Source organism: Isoptericola variabilis 225, from assembly GCF_000215105.1.
Classification (GTDB): domain Bacteria; phylum Actinomycetota; class Actinomycetes; order Actinomycetales; family Cellulomonadaceae; genus Isoptericola; species Isoptericola variabilis_A.
This window is the reverse complement of the sequence record NC_015588.1, coordinates 837,662-855,944: the sequence shown is the minus strand read 5'-3', so window position 1 is coordinate 855,944 and position 18,283 is coordinate 837,662. Positions and strand designations below refer to the sequence as shown.

The following is an 18,283-nucleotide window of genomic DNA, read 5'->3' as shown; positions in this document are numbered from 1 at the left end:
TCTACATCGTTGTAACCGACCGCCCGACCGTTCACCGAGGAACCGCGAGAACCCCATGGCAGACCCCCGCACCGACGCGCCCGCCACCGACCGCCCCCGCGTCACGCTCCACCCCGACTTCCGCCGCGGCACCGTCGACCGCCGCCTCTTCGGCTCGTTCGTCGAGCACCTGGGCCGCGCGGTCTACACCGGCGTCTACGAGCCCGGCCACCCGACCGCCGACCAGTTCGGCTTCCGCAAGGACGTCGCGGAGCTCACGCACGAGCTGGGCGTCTCGATGGTCCGCTACCCCGGCGGCAACTTCGTCTCCAACTACGTGTGGGAGGACGCCGTCGGCCCCGTGGAGCAGCGCAAGCCGTTCCTCGACCTGGCCTGGCGGACCGTCGAGCCCAACCTCGTGGGCACCGACGAGTTCCTCCAGTGGGCCGAGCGCGAGGGCATCGAGCCGATGATGGCCGTCAACCTCGGCACGCGCGGCGTCGACGCCGCCGCGGCGCTCGTCGAGTACTGCAACGGCGAGGCGGGCACCCGCTGGGCCGACCTGCGCATCGCCAACGGCCGCGAGAAGCCCTACGGCGTCAAGCTCTGGTGCCTCGGCAACGAGATGGACGGCCCGTGGCAGATCGGCCACAAGGACGCGCACGAGTACGGCAAGCTCGCCGCCGAGGCCGGCAAGGCCATGAAGCTCGTCGACCCGTCCATCTCGCTCGTCGTGTGCGGCTCGAGCTCGATGCAGATGCCGACGTTCGGCGAGTGGGAGCGCACGGTGCTCTCGTACACCTACGACCTCGTCGACCACGTCTCGATGCACGCGTACTACGAGGAGCTCGAGGGCGACCGGGCGTCGTTCCTCGCGTCGGGCACCGCGATGGACCGCTTCATCGACCGCGTCGTCGCCTCGGCGGACGCCGTCGGCGCGCAGCGCCGCTCGGACAAGAAGATCACCATCAGCTTCGACGAGTGGAACGTCTGGTACCTGCAGTCGCGCTTCCCCGGCGAGCAGAACCTGCCGATCCAGCGCGACGCGCCGCGCATCATCGAGGACGTCTACTCGGGTCTCGACGCCGTCGTCGTCGGCGACCTCCTGGTGACGCTGCTCAACCACGCCGACCGCGTGCCCGTCGCGTGCCTGGCCCAGCTCGTCAACGTCATCGCGCCGATCATGACCGAGCCCGGCGGCGAGGCGTGGCGCCAGCCGACCTTCCACCCGTTCGCCACGACGGCGCGCCTCGCGCGCGGCACGGCGCTCGACGTGCGCGTCGACGCGCCGTCGTACACGACGAAGCAGCACGGCGAGGCGCCCGTCGTGTCGGCCGCCGCGACGGTCGACGATGACGGCGCGCTCGCGCTGTTCCTCACCAACCGCTCCGCCGAGCCGGTCGAGGTCGACCTCGCCCACGTCGGGGCGTCGCTGTCGGTCACCGAGGGCTGGCGCATGGTCGCCGACCACGAGCCCGCCGTCCACGGCCCCGAGCACGCGGCGAAGGTCGAGCGCGAGTGCTGGTCGCAGGTCGACGTGGCCTCCGACGTCGCCGCCCGTGGCGCCGGTTCGACGACCGTGCGCCTCGCGCCCGAGTCGTGGACCGCGCTGAGCGGGACGTTCGCCCGCGCCTGACCCCACCCACCCGTCTCACGAGTCGTCAGGGCCACGCCGCGGTATACCGCGGCGTGGCCCTGACAACGTTCCGGGTCCGACGTGTTGTCAGGGCCAGGCTTGGGTATACCGCGGCGTGGCCCTGACAACTTTCGGTAAGGGTGCGTCAGGCGGGGACGATCTCCGGGCCCGACTCGGTGTCGACCAGCTCCGTGCGGGGACCGTGGCGGCGCAGCACGCGGGACACGGTCGTCCGCGAGACGTCGACGAGGGAGGCGATCTCCGCCTGCGTCCGCCCGTCGCGCGCGAGCTCGAGGATCAGGCGGTCGCGCCCGGACAGCTGCTCGCCCGCGGGCTCGTCCGTCCTGCCATCCGCGTCGCCGTCCGCCTGGTCGCCCGCCTGGTCGCCCGCCCGCTCGTCCGCGGCGGGGGCGGTGCCGGCGTGCTCGGCCCGGCCGTCGTGCTCGCCGTCCGGACCGGAGCCGCGGGACGCCGCAGCCTCGGCCGCCTCGCGCACGCGGCGCAGGTCGATCTCCTCGACCCGGCGCGTGTGGCCGGTCTCGGGCAGCGGCTCGACGCGCGGCGTGAGCCCGGTGGCGGGCGACGGCTCGGTGCTCGACGGCGCGGGAGGCTCGGTCCACGTCGCCGGCTGCCGCTCGGCGAACGCCTCCTTGACCCGGACCGCGAAGTCGGGCAGCTCCTCGAAGGCCTGCACGGGCTGGAACGGCGCCTCGTCGGCGCCCTCGGAGAGGGCCGCCGCCAGGTCGACCGGAGCGTCGGCCGGAGCGTCGGCCGGTGCGGCGGCCAGGACGGGCGCGGGCGCGGGCACCGGCTCGACCACGACCTCGGCCTCCCCCGCGCGCACGACGCCGCGCTTGGCCGAGCTCGCGCCGATCGTGTCGAGGCGGTTCCCGTGCCGCTCCGCGGCCTCGAGCCGGTCGACCCAGACCTGCATGCGCCGCTCGAAGTCCTCGACGGTCAGGAGCTTGAGCGCGCGGTCGCGGGCCGCGCGCTGACGCGCGTGCGCGACCCGTACCTTGCGGGTACCCCGCCGCGTGCCGGTGTTGTCGCGCCGCGCGTCGCGCCACGTCTCGAGCGTCGCGACGTACTGGTGCACGCGGTGCTCGCGCCGGCGCTCGTCGAGCGTGTGGCCCGTGACGAGGTGCCGCTCCCCCACGAGCGCAAGGTGCCACATGAGCGCGGCGACGAGCGGCGGCACGAACCGGAAGACGACCATGTACGGCGTCGTCTCGCTCGGCACGGCGACCTCGTGCAGCGCCGCGAACACGCCGGACGTGCCGGACAGGATCCACGTCAGCGTGAGCAGCACCCCGTACGGACGCCCCTCGAGCGCCGCGTTGCGCGCCAGGAGCGCCACGGCGACGAGGCTGACCTCGAGGAAGCCCGCGAGCGAGTAGGCCTCCATGGGCGTCATGCCCGCGACCTCGAGCCCGAACAGGACCATGCCGCTGTAGGCGAGGGCCGTGGCGATGAACGCCGCCACCACGACCGCCACCATCGGTAGGTGCCGGCCGCGGTACTGCGGACGCTGCGGTCCGCTCGCGGGCGCTGCGGACATGTCCTGCTGAACCACGTCTACCTCCGGGATCTGCGTACGACGAGGCCTAATACCAGCAGTATGTCCGAGTCATCGTCAATGACCGTCTCGCGCGGGACGCCCGGCTCGGGGACCGGGCCGAGACGGCGACACGAGCGCGCCGTTCAGCCGTTCGGGACGGTCGACTCCCGGGTCACGACCCGGCACGGGAGCTCCTCGATCCCGGACGACGCCGTGCCCTCGATCGCGGCGAACAGGCGCTTGGCGGCCACGCGTCCGACCTGCTCGAGGTTCATGTCGATGCTCGTGAGCTGAGGCCGCGCATTGGTCGTCAGCACGGCCCAGTTGTCGAACCCGATGACGGAGACGTCGGTGGGCACGTCGCGCCCGAGCTCGCGGAGGGCGTCGAGCACCCCACGGGCGATCTGGTCGCTCCCGCAGAAGAACGCGTCGACGTCGGGGTGACGCTCGACGACCATGCGGGCGGCCCCGCGCCCCCACCCCTCCGACCACGACCCGAAGAACGTCCTGCCCCCCACGAGCTCGAGCCCGGCGTCGGCCAGTGCGTCGGCGGCGCCGCGCGCGCGGTCCTTCGCCGCCTTGTAGGTGACGTCCCCGGAGACGTGCGCGATGCGCGTGCGACCGCACGAGAGGAGGTGGTCGATCGCGAGGCGCCCGGCCTCGACGTTGTCCGCGGTGATCGAGATGTCCCGCGGGTCCTCGGACGGGGCGTAGGCGTAGACCACCGGCACCGGGATGTCGCCCTCCAGCGGCGGACGCGGGTCCGTCCGGGACCCCACGACGATGAGCCCGTCGACGCGACGCGACAGCAGGGCGCGGATGTGGTGCTGCTCCCGGATCGCGTCGCCGCGCGCGTCGCAGAGGAAGACGGAGACCCGGCCGGCGCCGAAGGCGTCCTCGGCCCCCATGAGCACCGGGATCGAGAACCTGCCCTCGAGGTCTGAGGTGAGGAGGCCCACCGTGCCGGTGCGACCCTGAAGGAGGCTCTTGGCGAGCGCGTTGGGTGCGAACGAGAGCTGCTCGGCCGCCTCGAGCACGCGCTGACGCGTCTCGGCACGGACCTGGGCACGACCGTTGATCGCCTTCGACGCGGTCGCTATCGAGACTCCCGCGAGCCTGGCGACGTCGGTCAGCGTGGCGGCGCGCGACGGCGATGCGCTGCTCGAGGTGCTCATCGCACTCCCTTCGTCGGTCGGGCCTCCGGCACGGCGTCGTGATCGGACTGTAACGGCGTCGACGGTTGACGGTCCTGCCGAGGCTGCCATAGATTCCAGAAAGCCTTTTCGGTTGGTTTCGGGGTCAGGCTACCCCACAGTCATCGACTCGACGACGAGGTCAAGGGAGACACGAGATGGCGATCGCACGAGTGGCAGGGAGGCGGCTCGTCGCCTCGGCCGTGGCAGCCGGCCTCGCCGGTGCCGCACTCGCTGCCTGCGGAACCTCCTCCACGGAGGACCCGGGCAGCACGGAGGAGATCACCGCGGAGGGCGTCGACGACGGCACCACGCTGACCCTGTGGACGCGGGCACCGCTCGAGCAGCAGGCCAATCTCCTCGTGGACGCGTACAACGCCACGCACGAGAACCAGGTGGAGCTCACCGTCGTCCCGAACGACGACTACGTCGCGAAGGTCGGTGCCGCGGCCGGCAGCGGCGGCCTGCCCGACCTTTTCGCGGCGGACATCGTCTACGTGCCGAACTGGGTCGAGCAGGGACTGTTCCAGGACCTCACGGACCCGATCGCCCAGCTCGACTTCGCCGACACGATCAACGAGGGCCACCTGCAGGCCGGCACGTACGAAGGACGGCAGCACGTCCTCCCGTTCGTCCTGGACGTGTCGGTCTTGTTCTACAACAAGGAGCTCTACGAGCAGGCCGGCCTGGACCCGGAGCAAGGGCCGACGTCCCTGCGGGAGTTCGCCGAGCACGCCAAGGCCGTCGACGCGCTCGGCGGCGACGTGTCCGGCACGTTCTTCGGCGGCAACTGCGGCGGCTGCCTCGTCTTCACCTGGTTCCCGTCGATCTGGGCGGCCGGCGAGGAGGTCATGAACGAGGACGGCACCGAGTCGCTGCTCGCCAGCGAGACCGCCAAGGAGGTCTACGGCATCTGGCGCGACCTGGTCGAGTCCGACGCGGTCGGCACCGGCTCGAAGGAGGAGACCGGGGCCACCTGGACCGGCCCCTTCCTCGAGGGGAACATCGGGGTCATGCCGTTCCCGGCCACTATGCTCGCGACGGCGGACGAGGCGCTCGGCGAGGTCGGCGTCGCGCCGATCCCGGGTCCCGACGGCGGGGCGTCGACCTTTGTCGGCGGCGACGGGATCGGCATCTCGAAGGACTCCGAGAACACCGCCCAGGCGTGGAACTTCCTCTCCTGGCTCATGAGCGAGGAGGCGCAGGTCGAGGTCCTGGCGAAGAACGGCGACGTCGTCTCGCGCTCGGACCTCGCCGACAACGAGTACTCGTCGCAGGACCCGCGCGTGGTCGCCGTCAACGAGGTGGCCGGCCAGGGCCGGACGCCGCTCGCCCGCAACTTCCAGCAGGCCTTCAACGCTCCGGGCAGCCCGTGGGTGACCCTGGTGCGCAACGAGGTGTTCGGGCCCGGAGGGACGGTCGACGCGGACAACGAGGAGATCACCGCGGTCCTCTCGCAGTGACCGCAGGGTCGGGCGCGCCGGCCGCGGCCGGCGCGCCCGACCCTCCACCCGACCCAGGAGCTACCGTGCCCGCCACTCGTCACCGACCAGCGGTGGTCGCCCGGCGCCAGGCCCGCGAGGGCTGGGCGTACGCCGCACCGACCGCGCTGTTCGTCGTCGTGCTCTTCGTCCTGCCGATCCTTCTCGTCGGGCAGATGTCCGTCTCGGACTGGCCGCTGCTCGCCGGCAACCGGGGAGTGAACTTCCCCGCCAACTACAGCGACGCCCTCGGGCACCGGTTCTTCTGGGAGTCGGTCGTCTTCACCGTGAAGTACACGGTGATCGCCACCGTCCTGCTGATCGGCCTGGGCCTCGGTCTGGCGCTGCTCGTGCAGGAGTCCAGCCGGTGGACCAACGCCCTGCGCACCGCGATCCTCGTCCCGAGTGCGCTCGGCCTGGCCTCCGCGTCGCTCCTGTTCTACGCGCTCTACTCGCCTCAGGTCGGTCCCCTCTCCCCGCTGCTGCGCCGGCTCGGGATCGTGGACGGCCCCGTGTCCTTCCTCGGCTCCCCCGACGGCGCCCTGTGGTCCACGGTGTTCCTCATCGTCTGGCGCTTCGCCGGGTTCTACATGCTGCTGCTCATGGTGGGTCTGCAGGGCATCCCGCACGACGTGATGGAGGCGGCCCGCATGGACGGCGCCAACCGGTGGCAGATCTTCTCTCGCGTGACCCTGCCGCTGCTGCGACCCTCGCTGGCCCTGTGCACGGTGCTCTGCGTGACCGGCTCCCTGCTGGCGTTCGACCAGTTCTACATCCTGACCAAGGGCGGCCCGGACAACAGCACGCTCACGGTGGTCCAGCTGATCTACAACGTGGCGTTCCAGGGACAGAACGACCTCGGCGTGGCCGCCGCCCTCTCGATCGTCGTCCTCGCGGCGCTCGTCGTCGTGAACGTGGCTCAGCTGCGCGCGATGCGCGCCGGGCAGGAGGGATGACATGACCGCCCCTACGCTCGACCGCCCGACGCCCTCGCCCACGCGCCGCCCCGCGCCGCGGGCGCCGCGCACCCGTCTCGCCGGCATCGCCCTGCGGACCCCGTACTGGGTGTTCACGACGGCCCTCGCCGTCGTCTTCGTCTACCCGCTCGTCTGGGCGGGGGTCGCGTCCGTGTCCCCGCAGCCGGGAAGCAGCCAGGTCGGCGGCTGGGGCCTCGGCAACTACGCGGCGCTCGTCGACTACCAGGCGGGCCTGTGGCAGTACCTCCTCAACTCGACGATCGTGGCGGGCCTCACGGTCCTGTTCACCATGACCGTCTCGCTGCTCGGCGGCTACGCCTTCTCGAGGTTCCGGTTCCCCGGGCGCGACGTCCTCTTCCTCGTGACGCTCGCGATCCTCATGGTGCCCTACGCGACGCTGCTCATCCCGCTGTACGTGCTGCTCAACACGCTGGGGCTGCAGAACTCGCTGCTCGGGCTCGCGCTCGTGCTCACCGTGTTCCAGCTGCCCTTCGCCACCTTCATGATGCGGATCTCGTTCGACGCCGTGCCGCGCGAGCTCGACGAGGCGGCGCTCGTCGACGGGTGCTCGTCCTTCCGCGCGCTGCGCACGGTGATGCTTCCCGCGGTCAAGCCCGGAATCGTCACCGTGGGGCTGTTCGCGTTCCTCGCGTCGTGGAACGACTTCATCGCCCCTCTGATCCTCATCTCCGACACCGACCGCATGCCGCTCCCGCTGGCCGTGGCGAACATGCGCGCCCAGGTCATGGGCATCGTCGACTACGGGGCGACCGAGGCCGGGGTCGTGGTCCTCGCGCTGCCGTGCATCGTGCTCTTCCTCCTGCTCCAGCGGCACTACGTCCGCGGATTCATGTCCGGCGCCCTCAAGGGCTGACGACGTCCCACCGCATCCGCCACTTCCCGGGAGACTCACGTGACCCTTTCACCGACCCGACGCCGCGCCGGCACGACGTCCGCACCCGTCGTGCCGTCACGCGGCCGACTGCTGCCCCTCGGCCTGGACGAGGTCCGGATCACGGGTGGCCCGTGGGCGCGCCGCCAGGACGTCAACGGCACCGCGACGCTCTCCCACATCGAGCACTGGCTCGAGCGGGAGGGGTGGCTCGGCAACTTCGACGCGGCGGTGAGGGGGACCCTGCCCGAGGACCGGCGCGGCCGGGAGTTCAGCGACTCGGAGGTGTACAAGCTTCTCGAGGCGATGGCGTGGGAGCTGGGGCGCCGGCCCGACGACCAGCTCGAGCGCCGGTTCGCGGCGATCGTGCGGCGCGTCGCCGCCGCGCAGGAGCCCGACGGGTACGTCGGCACGATGTTCGGTCGGCCGGGGCAGCAGCCGCGGTACTCCGACCTCGAGTGGGGGCACGAGCTCTACTGCCAGGGCCACCTCATGCAGGCGGCCGTCGCGCGGGTCCGGACCGGCCACCGGGACGACCTGATCGTCGAGGTCGCGCGCCGCAGCGCCGACCACGTGTGCGCCACGTTCGGCCGGGACGCGAACGCCGGCGTCTGCGGCCACCCGGAGATCGAGGTGGGCCTGGCCGAGCTCGGGCGTGCGCTCGACGAGCCGCGCTACCTCGAGCAGGCGCGGCTGTTCGTCGAACGCCGGGGTCGTGGCGTGCTCGCCGACATCGAGTGGGGGCGGTCCTACTACCAGGACGACGTCCCGGTCCGGGACGCCACGGTCTTCCGCGGCCATGCCGTGCGGGCGAACTACCTGGCCGCCGGTGCGATCGACGTCGCCGTCGAGCACGGCGACGACGCGCTGCTGGCCTCGGTGACCGCGCAGTGGCACCGCACGCAGGCGCGTCGCACCTACGTGACCGGTGGCCAGGGGTCGCACCACCAGGACGAGGCCTTCGGCGACGACTGGGTCCTCCCGCCCGACCGGGCGTACTCCGAGACCTGCGCCGGCGTGGGCTCCGTCATGGTGTCGTGGCGCCTGCTCCTCGCCGAGGCCGACCCGGTCTACGCCGACGCCGTCGAGCGCACGCTCCTGAACGTCGTCGCGACGTCGCCGTCGCACGACGGTCGTGCGTTCTTCTACGCGAACACCCTGCACCAGCGGGTCCCGGCCGAGCACGCCTCCGTCGACGAGATCAGCAAGAGAGCCGAGGCGTCGCTCCGAGCGCCGTGGTTCGAGGTGTCGTGCTGCCCGCCGAACGTCGCGCGGACGTTCGCCAGCCTTGCCGCGTACGTCGCGACCGTCGACGACGGGGGCCTGCAGCTGCACCAGTACGCCCCGTGCGAGATCCGCACCTCGCTGCCCGACGGATCGCCGGTCGCCGTCGACGTCGTGACGCGCTACCCGGACGACGGACGCGTCGAGATCTCGGTGCTGGAGGCGCCCGACGCCGACTGGACGCTCACGCTGCGCGTCCCGGCGTGGTCGTCCGAGGCCTTCGTGGCCGTGGACGGCGCCGCACCGGAGCGGGTCGGACCGGGGTCCGTGCGCGTCAGCGGTGCCCGCTCCGGCTCGGTCGTGACGCTCGAGCTCGACGTCGCCCCGCGCTTCGTGGCCGCCGATCCTCGCATCGACGCGATCCGTGGCTGCGTCGCCGTGCAGCGTGGACCCGAGGTGCTGTGCCTCGAGTCCGTCGACCTGGCGCCCGCAGGCCTCGACGACGTCTCCGCCGTCGCGGTCGACGTGAGCACGCCGCCGCGCCGGACCGAGGACGGCGTGGTCGTCCGTGTCGCCGCGGTCCGGCACGACGAGGCGCCGTGGCCGTACGCTCCCGCGGCCGAGACGCCCGCGGAACGCCCCGTGCTCGGGCCGGCCACCGACGTCACGCTCGTGCCCTATCACGACTGGGCCAACCGTGGGCCGTCGACCATGCGGGTGTGGCTCCCGGTGCTCTGACACGCCTCAGAAACGAGTTTCGCAGCATCCTTGGCTGTATTGCTCGGGAAGTGCGGGTCTCCGACCGAAAACCCCGAAAACCATTGCTGCTTGTGCGCGCCCAGTGCTTGACTGTGGGAGCCGGACCGCCTCAGGGCCGAGGCGCGTCCCAGTCGTCGACGGAGAGGACAGGGTGATGTCGGCACGAACATTCCTACGGAGCGTGGCGGGGGTCTCGATCGGCGCGGTGCTCGCCGCCGGCGGCGTACCACTCACCGGCCGCGGCGAGCACCACGTCGTCGGTGCTGCCGGGCAACGAGGAGGACGTCGGTGTGTACACGGACGGGCTGACCGACTCGATGGACATCGGCGAACCGACCTACAGCCACCTCGACGAGGTCCAGGCGGCGCTCGAGCCGGGGGTGCCCTACACCGCCGGCAGCATGCATCGGGCGATCTTCGAGGCCGACCGGGCCGGGGGCGGCACCGACTTCTACCTCGACCGGATCCTCGGCGTCCACGGCACGGCGAACAACACCGTCCTGCAGACCCGCGGCCGCACCCTGTACATGCGCGGTGCCACTCAGCGGAACTTCCAGGTGATGGGATTCGCCGGCAACGCGTTCGCCGGGGGCCCGAACAACCTCGGCGACCTGTACACGGTGACCGTGCCCGGCCAGGCCGTCAGCGAGGTCGGCTCCGAACGGTTCAACGCGCCGAGCCACGCGTCGTCGCGCTACACGATCGGTTCGACAGGCGTCCGTGCCGACCTCCGCAAGTTCATCACGTACGAGAACGTGGCCGTCACGGCCATCAAGCTCACGAACGACGGCAACGCCGACGTGACGCTCACCCTGCGGGCCGAGTCGCCGCTCGCGACGACGCCCGCCGACGCCGGCGACGAGCTGGTCGGCACCCGGACGCTCTCGAGCGGGTCGAACAACGGCCTCGTCGACACCCCGTGGTCCGAGGTGACCGTCGGGCTCAAGGCGCACGGCTTCACCCGGGCCGACGGCGCGCTGCAGCGCGAGGTGACGGTGCGCGCCGGGAAGACGGTCGACCTGTCGGTGGTCGGCGTCCTGCACTCCGACGCGATGGAGCAGTCCGCCAAGGACTTCCGCCAGTACGCGAAGATGGCGCCCGACCAGGCGTTCCGGAAGGCGGTCACCGAGTTCAACGAGCGCTGGGCCGCCGACATCCCCTACATCGACGTGCCGGACCCTGCGATCGAGAAGGCGATCGTCTACCGGTGGTGGGGCGAGCGGTACAACAGTCTCGACGCCGACGAGCCGGGCTACGTCTACCAGTACCCGACGACGATCGAGGGCGTGAACCTCTACCAGAACGCGGTCGTCCTGACGCAGCCCATGCACCTCCAGGACACCAAGTGGATCCGCAACCCGTACCTCGCGTACGGCCAGATCCTCAACGTCGGGGAGCTCTCCGGGAGCTCGGCGTTCCTCGACAGCCCCGGGCACACGAGCTGGAACAACCACTACTCGCAGTACCTCGGCACTGCCGGCCTCGAGGCGTTCAACGTGCACGGCGGCGGCCCCGAGCTCGCCGAGCGGTTCGCGTACTACTTCGAGAAGGACGGCGTCGGCCAGCTCGAGCACTACGACGGCAACGGTGACGGGCTCATCGCGTACGACACGAACTACATGCCCGGGAACGACGCGGACGCCATCACGTTCGGCTTCCCCAGGGTGAACGCAGGTGCCCCGGGTGCCCGGACCATCGAGCGGCCGGAGTCCGCGTACGTGTGGGGTGCCTTCGACGCCGCTCGCCAGCTCTACGACATCGCCGGCGCGGACCAGGAGAAGGTCCAGGAGATGGCCGGCGAGGCCGACCGGATCCGGGACGCCGTCCTGGACCGCTTGTGGAGCTCGGAGATGCGCATGTTCCTCGCGCGGACGTCTCACGGTGCCCGCGCGGCGGCCTCTTCCGGCGGCGCAGCCAACCCGTTGTCCGACGCCGAGCGGGAGCTGATCCCGGCCAAGGAGTCGAACCTGTACGACGTCTACGCACAGAACCTCATCCCGCCCGACGAGTGGGAGACGTACGTCGACGGCTTCCGGTTCCTGCGCTACGGGGACAACTTCCCCATCTTCCCGTTCTACACGGCCAACCAGTACGACCGCTCGAAGTTCTCGATCGGGGGCTCCAACAACTTCTCGAACATCAACTTCACGGTCCAGTACCGCGGCGTGCGCTCCGCGCTGCGTCACTACGACCCGCAGAACCGCTACGTCACGCCGGAGTACGCGTCCAAGCTCCTGGACTGGATGGCGTGGAGCATCTACCCGGGTGGCGACGCCCGCGTGGCCAACCAGGCGGAGTACTACTCCGCCTGGAACCCGAGCAACCAGACGTACCGTCGCAACAACCCGAACCACGTGATGCTCGGGAACATGAACTACATCTTCGTGGAGGACATGGGCGGTCTTCAGCCACGCTCCGACGACCTCCTCGAGCTCTGGCCCATCGACCTGGGCTACGAGCACTTCATGGTCAACAACCTGCGCTACCACGGCAAGGACGTCACGATCGTCTGGGATCCTGACGGTTCGCACTACGGGCTCGGCGCGGGTTACTCGCTCTTCGTCGACGGCAGCCGCGTCGCCTCGGCCGACCGGCTCGGGCGGTTCGTCTACGACGCTGGGGCCCGTCGCGTCGTGGAGGCCGAGGAAGGCCTCGACGTCACGGTGGAGGCCAGGAAGGCCGTGGCGGTCCCGGCCGCGGTCGAGACCCCCATCGAGGACGCCCGCGTCGTCGACTACCTCAAGACGGCCGGGATCGACCTGACCGAGGACTCGCCCAACCTCGCCGTCGGGGCCCAGCTCAGCTCGTCCGCGACGCAGGAGGGGCCACGGCCGACGCCGTGGCGAGAGTTCCACACCCCCGGTTGGTCGAGCAGCTCGATGAACCACACACCGGGCGCCGTCGCGACGACCGAGCGGCCCGTGTCGCTCGACGCGGTCACCGACGGCGTCACGGTGAACGAGCCGTACTGGGGCAACCACGGCACGGGCGAGAGCTCCGGTTACGTGGAGCTCGACCTGGGTCGGACCGTCGCGGTCGACAACGTCCGGGTGTGGTTCGTCAGCGACCGGCAGGACGGCGGCTACCGAGAGCCGCTGCGGTACACCGTCCAGGTCCCCGACGGCACGGGCGGGTGGACGCCGGTTCCCGGGCAGGTGCGCACGCCGAAGATCGCGGGCCCCAAGCTCAACGACGCGCTCTTCAAGCAGGTGAAGACCGACCGCGTCCGCGTCGCCTTCACCAACGCCCCTGGACACGCGACCGCGATCTCGGAGATCCAGGTCTTCGACTCCGGCCGCACGGTGCCCAAGGTGGTCAACGAACCGCCGCTCGTCACCGCGACGGCCGATCGCAGCAGCGACGGCAACGTGTCGACGACTCTCGTCGCCACCGCGGCGGACGACGGACTGCCCGAGGCCGGCGCTCTCACCTACCGCTGGGAGACGGTCTCGGCCCCGGAGGGAGCCGTGGCGGTCCTGGCCGATGCGGACGCCCTGAGGACGAGGGTCACCGGGACGGCACCGGGTGACTACGTGTTCCGGTTCAGCGCCTCCGACGGTGAGCTCACCACCACGCGCGACGTCACCGTGACGCTCACCGAGAAGGAGAGTGCCGCGGAGCTCGGTGCGCAGGCGACGATCACGACGAGCGGGTCCGCCTCGTGGGAGAACCCGCAGAGGGTGAACGACGCGGACACGCCGGCGAGCTCGAGTCCCGGCGCGGGGAACGGCTGGGGCACGTGGGGCCAGGCGGCCAACGGCACCAGCGAGAGCCGCCAGGCCTGGATCCGGTACAGCTGGGACTCGCCGGTCCGGCTCTCGTCGACCGACGTGTACTGGTACGACGACCTCGGAGGGACCCGCATGCCGCGTGCCGACACCTGGGTCGTCGAGCACTCGACCGACGGCAGCACCTGGACGCCGGTCGTCCTGACCGAGGGCTCCACGTACGCCGGCGCGCTGACACGCGACCGGTACAACCACCTCGACTTCGAGGCGGTCGAGGCGAACCACCTGCGGATCCGGGTCTGGGGCGTGCAGGGCTCCGGGGCCGGGACGGGCGTGCTCCGCTGGCGTGCCAACGGGGACCCGGTCGCGTCGGTCGCGAGCCCGGTGATCGTGCGCACGACGGTGGGCGTGGTGCCACAGCTGCCGGCCGAGATCGCCGCCGTCCACGAGAGCGGCGCGCGCGGCACGGTGCCGATCGAGTGGCAGGAGATCACACCCGCGATGGTGGCCGAGACGAACGTGGAGCCGTTCGTGGTGTACGGCACCAACGAGGCGAACGGGATCGTCGCCGAGGCGCAGATCTACGTCCGTCCTGAGACGGCCGAGGACGGCATCTCGATCCAGGGCGTCGAGCGGTTCGAGGAGACGGTTACGGTCGGGCAGCTGCCGTACCTGCCCGAGCGGGTGCTCGTGTCCTACAACGACGGCTCCCGCGACAACCAGGCGATCCGTGTGGACTGGCGGTTCGACCCGTCGGTGGTCGACACGCCGGGCGTCTACGAGGTCACGGGCGACCTGGTGCTTCCGGACTACGTGAGCGAGGCCGGCACGACGCAGACCACGCTGACGCTCACCGTCGTCGAACCGTAAGGGACGACGCAGCTTGTCAGGCCCACGCCGGGGTATTCCCCGGCGTGGGCCTGACAACTCGCGAAGCCGGGGCGCGGGTCAGAGGCCCTGGGCCAGGCGGTAGTAGACCTGGTTCCAGCGCACCTGGTCGGCGAAGCCGCGGCGCGTGGTCGACTCGTCGATGACGAGCAGCTCCGTGCGCGCGATCTGGGCGAACACCTCGAACGCCTCGACGCCCACCGCGGTCGACAGCACGGTGTGGTGCGCTCCCCCGGCGGTCAGCCACGCCTCGGCCGACGTCGTGAAGTCGGGCCGCGGCCGCCACACCGCCCGGGCGACGGGCAGGTTCGGCAGGTCGTGCGGCGGCGTGACGACGTCGACGACGTTGGCCGTGAGGCGGAAGCGGTCGCGCATGTCGGCGAGCGAGACGACGACGGCGCCCTCGGTCGCGTCGGCGTCGAACACCATGCGGACCGGGTCCTCCTTGCCGCCGATGCCGAGCGGGTGGATCTCCACGCGCGGCTTCGACGTCGTGAGGGTCGGGCAGATCTCGAGCATGTGCGCCCCGAGGATGAGCTCGGCGCCCGGCGTGAGGTCGTAGGTGTAGTCCTCCATGAGCGACGCGCCGCCGGGCAGGCCCTCGCCCATGACCTTCGCGGCCCGCACGAGCACGGCCGTCTTCCAGTCGCCCTCGGCGCCGAAGCCGTAGCCCTTGCCCATGAGGCGCTGCACGGCGATGCCGGGCAGCTGGCGCAGCGCGCCGAGGTCCTCGAAGTTGGTGGTGAACGCCTTGGCACCCAGCTCGCCGAGGAACGCCTCGAGCGCGAGCTCCTGGCGCGCCGCGTACCGGAGCGAGTCGTGACGCTCGCCGCCCGCGCGGAGCTCCGCGGCGACGTCGTACAGGTCCTCGTACTCCGCGACGAGCGTGTCGACCTCGGAGTCGGCCACGGCCTCGACGGCCGCGACGAGCTCGTTGACGCCCCACGTGTTGACGGAGACGCCGAACCGCAGCTCGGCCTCGGTCTTGTCGCCCTCGGTGACCGCGACGTTGCGCATGTTGTCGCCGAAGCGCGCGAGCTTCAGCTCGTGCGTCGCGGCCCAGCCGGCCGCACCGCGGACCCACGTGCCGACGCGGCGCGTGACGGCCGGGTTGGACACGTGCCCGACCACGGTCGTGCGGGCGACGCCGAGGCGCGACAGCACGTAGCCGTACTCGCGGTCGCCGTGCGCGGCCTGGTTGAGGTTCATGAAGTCGAAGTCGATGTCCGCCCACGGCAGCTCGACGTTCGCCTGGGTGTGGAGGTGCAGCAGCGGCTTGCGGAGCGCGTCCATCCCGGCGATCCACATCTTGGCCGGGCTGAACGTGTGCATCCACGTGATGACGCCGAGGACGTCGTCGTTCGAGTTGGCGTCGAGCATCGCGCGGCGGATCGCGTCCGAGTCCTTGAGGACCGGCTTCCACACGACGTTGACCGGGACGTCGGACGACGCGTCGAGCGCGCGGGCGACCTCCTGGGACTGCTCGGCGACCTGACGCAGGGTCTCCTCGCCGTAGAGGTCCTGGCTGCCGGTGAAGAACCAGACCTCGCGGCCGGCGTAGGGCTTGCTCATGGGTGGCGGATCCTTCCGTGGACGGGGCGCGCGCTCAGCGCTGTCCGTAGACGTTCTGGTAGCGGTCGTAGAGGGAGTCGACGTACTGCTGCTCGATCGGCACGGGCTCGCCGAGCTGGCGCGAGATGTGGACGGCGCGGGCGACCTCCTCGCACAGCACGGCCGCCTTCACGGCGGACTTCGCGTCCTTGCCGATCGTGAACGGGCCGTGGTTCTTCATGAGCACCGCCTTGCTGCGCGAGCCGCGCAGCGTCTCGACGATGCCGCGGCCGATCGAGTCGTCGCCGATGATCGCGAACGGGCCCACGGGGATCGGGCCGCCGAACTCGTCGGCCATCATCGTCAGCACGCAGGGGATCTCCTCGCCGCGCGCGGCCCACGCCGTCGCGTACGTCGAGTGCGTGTGCACGACGCCGCCGACCTCGGGCATGTGCGCGTAGACGTAGGCGTGCGCGGCGGTGTCCGACGACGGCGCGCGCTCGCCCTCGACGAGGTTGCCGTCGAGGTCGCACACGACCATGGCGTCGGGCGTGATGTCGTCGTACGAGACGCCGGACGGCTTGATGACCAGCAGGTCGTGGCCCTGGTCGTCGCGGACGCGCTCGGACACGTTGCCCGCGGTCCACACGACGAGCTCCCAGCGGGGCAGCTCGGCGTGCAGCGCGGCCACGCGCTCCTTGGCGGCGTCGACCGCCTCGCGCAGGTGGGCGGGGACCTCGGTGGGGCGAGGGGTGCTCATGCATCGGCTCCGTTCGTTCCGGTGGGGATGGCCTCGACGGCGGCGCGCTCGACGGCGAGGCCGGCCTCGTAGCGCTCGAGGTAGGCAGCGAAGCCCGCGACGTCGTCGGCGTCGGGCTCGACGACGTCGAGCGCGGCACCGGAGAAGACGCGCTCGTCGAGGTAGGTGCCCAGGCCCGGGTCGCCGTCGGCGGTCGCGGCGCGCATGTAGGCGGCGAGCACCGCGATGCCCCACGCCCCGCCCTCGCTCGCGGTCTCGCCGACGGCGACGGGCGCGCCGACCGCCGCGGCGAGCAGGCGCTGCGCGACGCCGGCGGTCTTGAAGATGCCGCCGTGGGCGAAGAGCGCGTCGATCGCGACGCCCTCCTCCGCGAGCACGCGCATGCCGAGCGCGAGCGTGCCGAAGGCGCCGTAGATCTGGGTGCGCATGAAGTTGGCGAGCGTCAGGCGGCTGCCGGGCGTACGGACGACCAGCGGCCGTCCGGCGTCGAGGCCGGTGATGGGCTCGCCCGCGAGGTAGTTGTACGCGAGGAGCCCGCCGCCGTCGGTCTCGCCCTCGAGCGCGGCGCGGAACAGCGCGCCGAAGACGTCGTCGGCCGTCGCGGGGCCGCCGAGCGCCCGGGCGAACTCGCCGAACATCTCGGCCCACGCGCCCAGCTCGCTCGCGCCGTTGTTGCAGTGGACCATCGCCACGAGGTCGCCCGCCGGCGTCGTGACGAGGTCGAGCTCGTGGTGGACGCGCGCGAGCGGACGCTCGAGCACGACCATCGCGAAGATCGAGGTGCCCGCGCTGATGTTGCCGGTGCGCGGCGCGACCGAGTTCGTCGCGACCATGCCGGTGCCCGCGTCGCCCTCGGGCGGGCAGAGCGGCACGCCGGCCTGCAGTGTGCCGCTCGGGTCGAGGAGGGTGGCCCCCTCGGGGGTCAGGCGGCCGGCCTCCTGGCCGGCGACGAGCACCTCGGGCAGGAGCTCGGCGACCGCCAGGCCCGGCCGGCGGGCGGCGACGAGCTCGTCGAGCTTCGCGAGCATGCGCGCGTCGTACTGCTTCGTCGCGGGGTCGACGGGGAACACGCCCGAGGCGTCGCCCACGCCGAGGACCTTGCGCCCGGTCAGGCGCCAGTGGACGTAGCCCGCGAGCGTCGTCAGGTGCGCGACGTCGGGCACGTGCGGCTCGTCGTCGAGGATCGCCTGGTACAGGTGCGCGACGGACCAGCGCAGCGGGATGTTGTACCCGAACAGCTCGGTGAGCTCGGCCGCCGCCGGGCCCGTGCTCGTGTTGCGCCAGGTGCGGAACGGGACGAGGAGCTCGTCGGCGGCGTCGAACGCGAGGTAGCCGTGCATCATCGCGGAGACGCCCATCGCGCCGAACGTCGTCGGCCGCACGCCGTACCGCTGCTCGACGTCGGCCACGAGGTCGGCGTACGCCTCCTGGAGCCCGGCCCAGACGGCGTCGAGCGAGTAGGTCCACCGGCCGTCGACGAGCTGGTTCTCCCAGTCGTGGCTGCCGGTCGCGACCGGCGCGTGGTCCGGGCCGATCAGGCAGGCCTTGATCCGGGTCGACCCCAGCTCGATGCCGAGCGCCGTCCGACCCTCGGTGATGGCCGCCCGAAGGTCTGCGGCCGCGTCCTGCTGCACCATCGCGAGCTGCTCCGTCCTCG

Annotated in this window: 11 protein-coding genes; 6 read left to right on the top strand and 5 right to left on the bottom strand. The window is 71.6% G+C overall.

The window, feature by feature from the left end; genetic code table 11:
* Positions 1 to 55: 55 nt before the first annotated feature.
* Positions 56 to 1,615: an arabinosylfuranosidase ArfA gene (gene arfA, locus ISOVA_RS03990; RefSeq protein WP_013837972.1), complete on the top strand. Its 1,560-nt coding sequence runs from the start codon at positions 56 to 58 to the stop codon at positions 1,613 to 1,615.
* 145 nt (positions 1,616 to 1,760) lie between these two features.
* Here arfA and ISOVA_RS03985 read toward each other — a convergent pair whose 3' ends face one another.
* Complete coding sequence (locus ISOVA_RS03985) at positions 1,761 to 3,173, bottom strand: helix-turn-helix transcriptional regulator (protein ID WP_041294769.1); 1,413 nt, start codon at positions 3,171 to 3,173, stop codon at positions 1,761 to 1,763.
* 143 nt (positions 3,174 to 3,316) lie between these two features.
* Positions 3,317 to 4,348 (bottom strand): LacI family DNA-binding transcriptional regulator, encoded by a 1,032-nt coding sequence (locus ISOVA_RS03980; RefSeq protein WP_013837970.1) that lies wholly within the window; start codon positions 4,346 to 4,348, stop codon positions 3,317 to 3,319.
* 176 nt (positions 4,349 to 4,524) lie between these two features.
* Between ISOVA_RS03980 and ISOVA_RS03975 the strand changes: the two genes are divergently transcribed.
* The 5 genes from ISOVA_RS03975 (at position 4,525) to ISOVA_RS03955 (ending at position 14,297) form a co-directional block, all read left to right on the top strand.
* Complete coding sequence (locus tag ISOVA_RS03975) at positions 4,525 to 5,829, top strand: ABC transporter substrate-binding protein (RefSeq protein WP_013837969.1); 1,305 nt, start codon at positions 4,525 to 4,527, stop codon at positions 5,827 to 5,829.
* Between the two features lie 65 nt (positions 5,830 to 5,894).
* On the top strand, positions 5,895 to 6,803 hold the full coding sequence (locus ISOVA_RS03970; protein WP_013837968.1) for a carbohydrate ABC transporter permease: 909 nt from the start codon (positions 5,895 to 5,897) through the stop codon (positions 6,801 to 6,803).
* A 1-nt stretch (position 6,804) separates the two neighbouring features.
* Positions 6,805 to 7,698 carry a carbohydrate ABC transporter permease gene (locus ISOVA_RS03965; RefSeq protein ID WP_013837967.1) on the top strand — a complete coding sequence of 298 codons (894 nt, stop codon included), beginning with the start codon at positions 6,805 to 6,807 and terminating at the stop codon, positions 7,696 to 7,698.
* 39 nt (positions 7,699 to 7,737) lie between these two features.
* Positions 7,738 to 9,678: a glycoside hydrolase family 127 protein gene (locus ISOVA_RS03960; RefSeq protein WP_013837966.1), complete on the top strand. Its 1,941-nt coding sequence runs from the start codon at positions 7,738 to 7,740 to the stop codon at positions 9,676 to 9,678.
* A gap of 281 nt (positions 9,679 to 9,959) precedes the next feature.
* Positions 9,960 to 14,297: an Ig-like domain-containing protein gene (locus ISOVA_RS03955; protein WP_013837965.1), complete on the top strand. Its 4,338-nt coding sequence runs from the start codon at positions 9,960 to 9,962 to the stop codon at positions 14,295 to 14,297.
* A gap of 78 nt (positions 14,298 to 14,375) precedes the next feature.
* Here the strand turns inward: ISOVA_RS03955 and araA are convergent, their stop codons facing one another.
* From araA to ISOVA_RS03940, 3 genes are read right to left on the bottom strand one after another with little or no spacing between them, the layout of a single operon-like run.
* Complete coding sequence (araA, locus tag ISOVA_RS03950) at positions 14,376 to 15,887, bottom strand: L-arabinose isomerase (protein ID WP_013837964.1); 1,512 nt, start codon at positions 15,885 to 15,887, stop codon at positions 14,376 to 14,378.
* A 34-nt stretch (positions 15,888 to 15,921) separates the two neighbouring features.
* The gene (locus tag ISOVA_RS03945) at positions 15,922 to 16,626 is read right to left on the bottom strand and encodes an L-ribulose-5-phosphate 4-epimerase (RefSeq protein WP_013837963.1); all 705 of its coding nucleotides are present in this window, start codon (positions 16,624 to 16,626) and stop codon (positions 15,922 to 15,924) included.
* Entirely contained in the window at positions 16,623 to 18,263 is a 1,641-nt protein-coding gene (locus ISOVA_RS03940; protein ID WP_013837962.1) for a xylulokinase, read from the bottom strand. Before ISOVA_RS03940 ends, ISOVA_RS03945 begins: the two co-directional genes overlap by 4 nt.
* Positions 18,264 to 18,283 lie beyond the last annotated feature (20 nt).

What these genes read in the sequence shown, in the direction of transcription:
- arfA (WP_013837972.1), top strand. Translation starts at nt 56, where the DNA reads ATGGCAGACCCCCGCACCGACGCGCCCGCCACCGACCGCCCCCGCGTC.
- ISOVA_RS03985 (WP_041294769.1), bottom strand. Translation starts at nt 3,173, where the DNA reads ATGTCCGCAGCGCCCGCGAGCGGACCGCAGCGTCCGCAGTACCGCGGC.
- ISOVA_RS03980 (WP_013837970.1), bottom strand. Translation starts at nt 4,348, where the DNA reads ATGAGCACCTCGAGCAGCGCATCGCCGTCGCGCGCCGCCACGCTGACC.
- ISOVA_RS03975 (WP_013837969.1), top strand. Translation starts at nt 4,525, where the DNA reads ATGGCGATCGCACGAGTGGCAGGGAGGCGGCTCGTCGCCTCGGCCGTG.
- ISOVA_RS03965 (WP_013837967.1), top strand. Translation starts at nt 6,805, where the DNA reads ATGACCGCCCCTACGCTCGACCGCCCGACGCCCTCGCCCACGCGCCGC.
- araA (WP_013837964.1), bottom strand. Translation starts at nt 15,887, where the DNA reads ATGAGCAAGCCCTACGCCGGCCGCGAGGTCTGGTTCTTCACCGGCAGC.
- ISOVA_RS03945 (WP_013837963.1), bottom strand. Translation starts at nt 16,626, where the DNA reads ATGAGCACCCCTCGCCCCACCGAGGTCCCCGCCCACCTGCGCGAGGCG.
- ISOVA_RS03940 (WP_013837962.1), bottom strand. Translation starts at nt 18,263, where the DNA reads ATGGTGCAGCAGGACGCGGCCGCAGACCTTCGGGCGGCCATCACCGAG.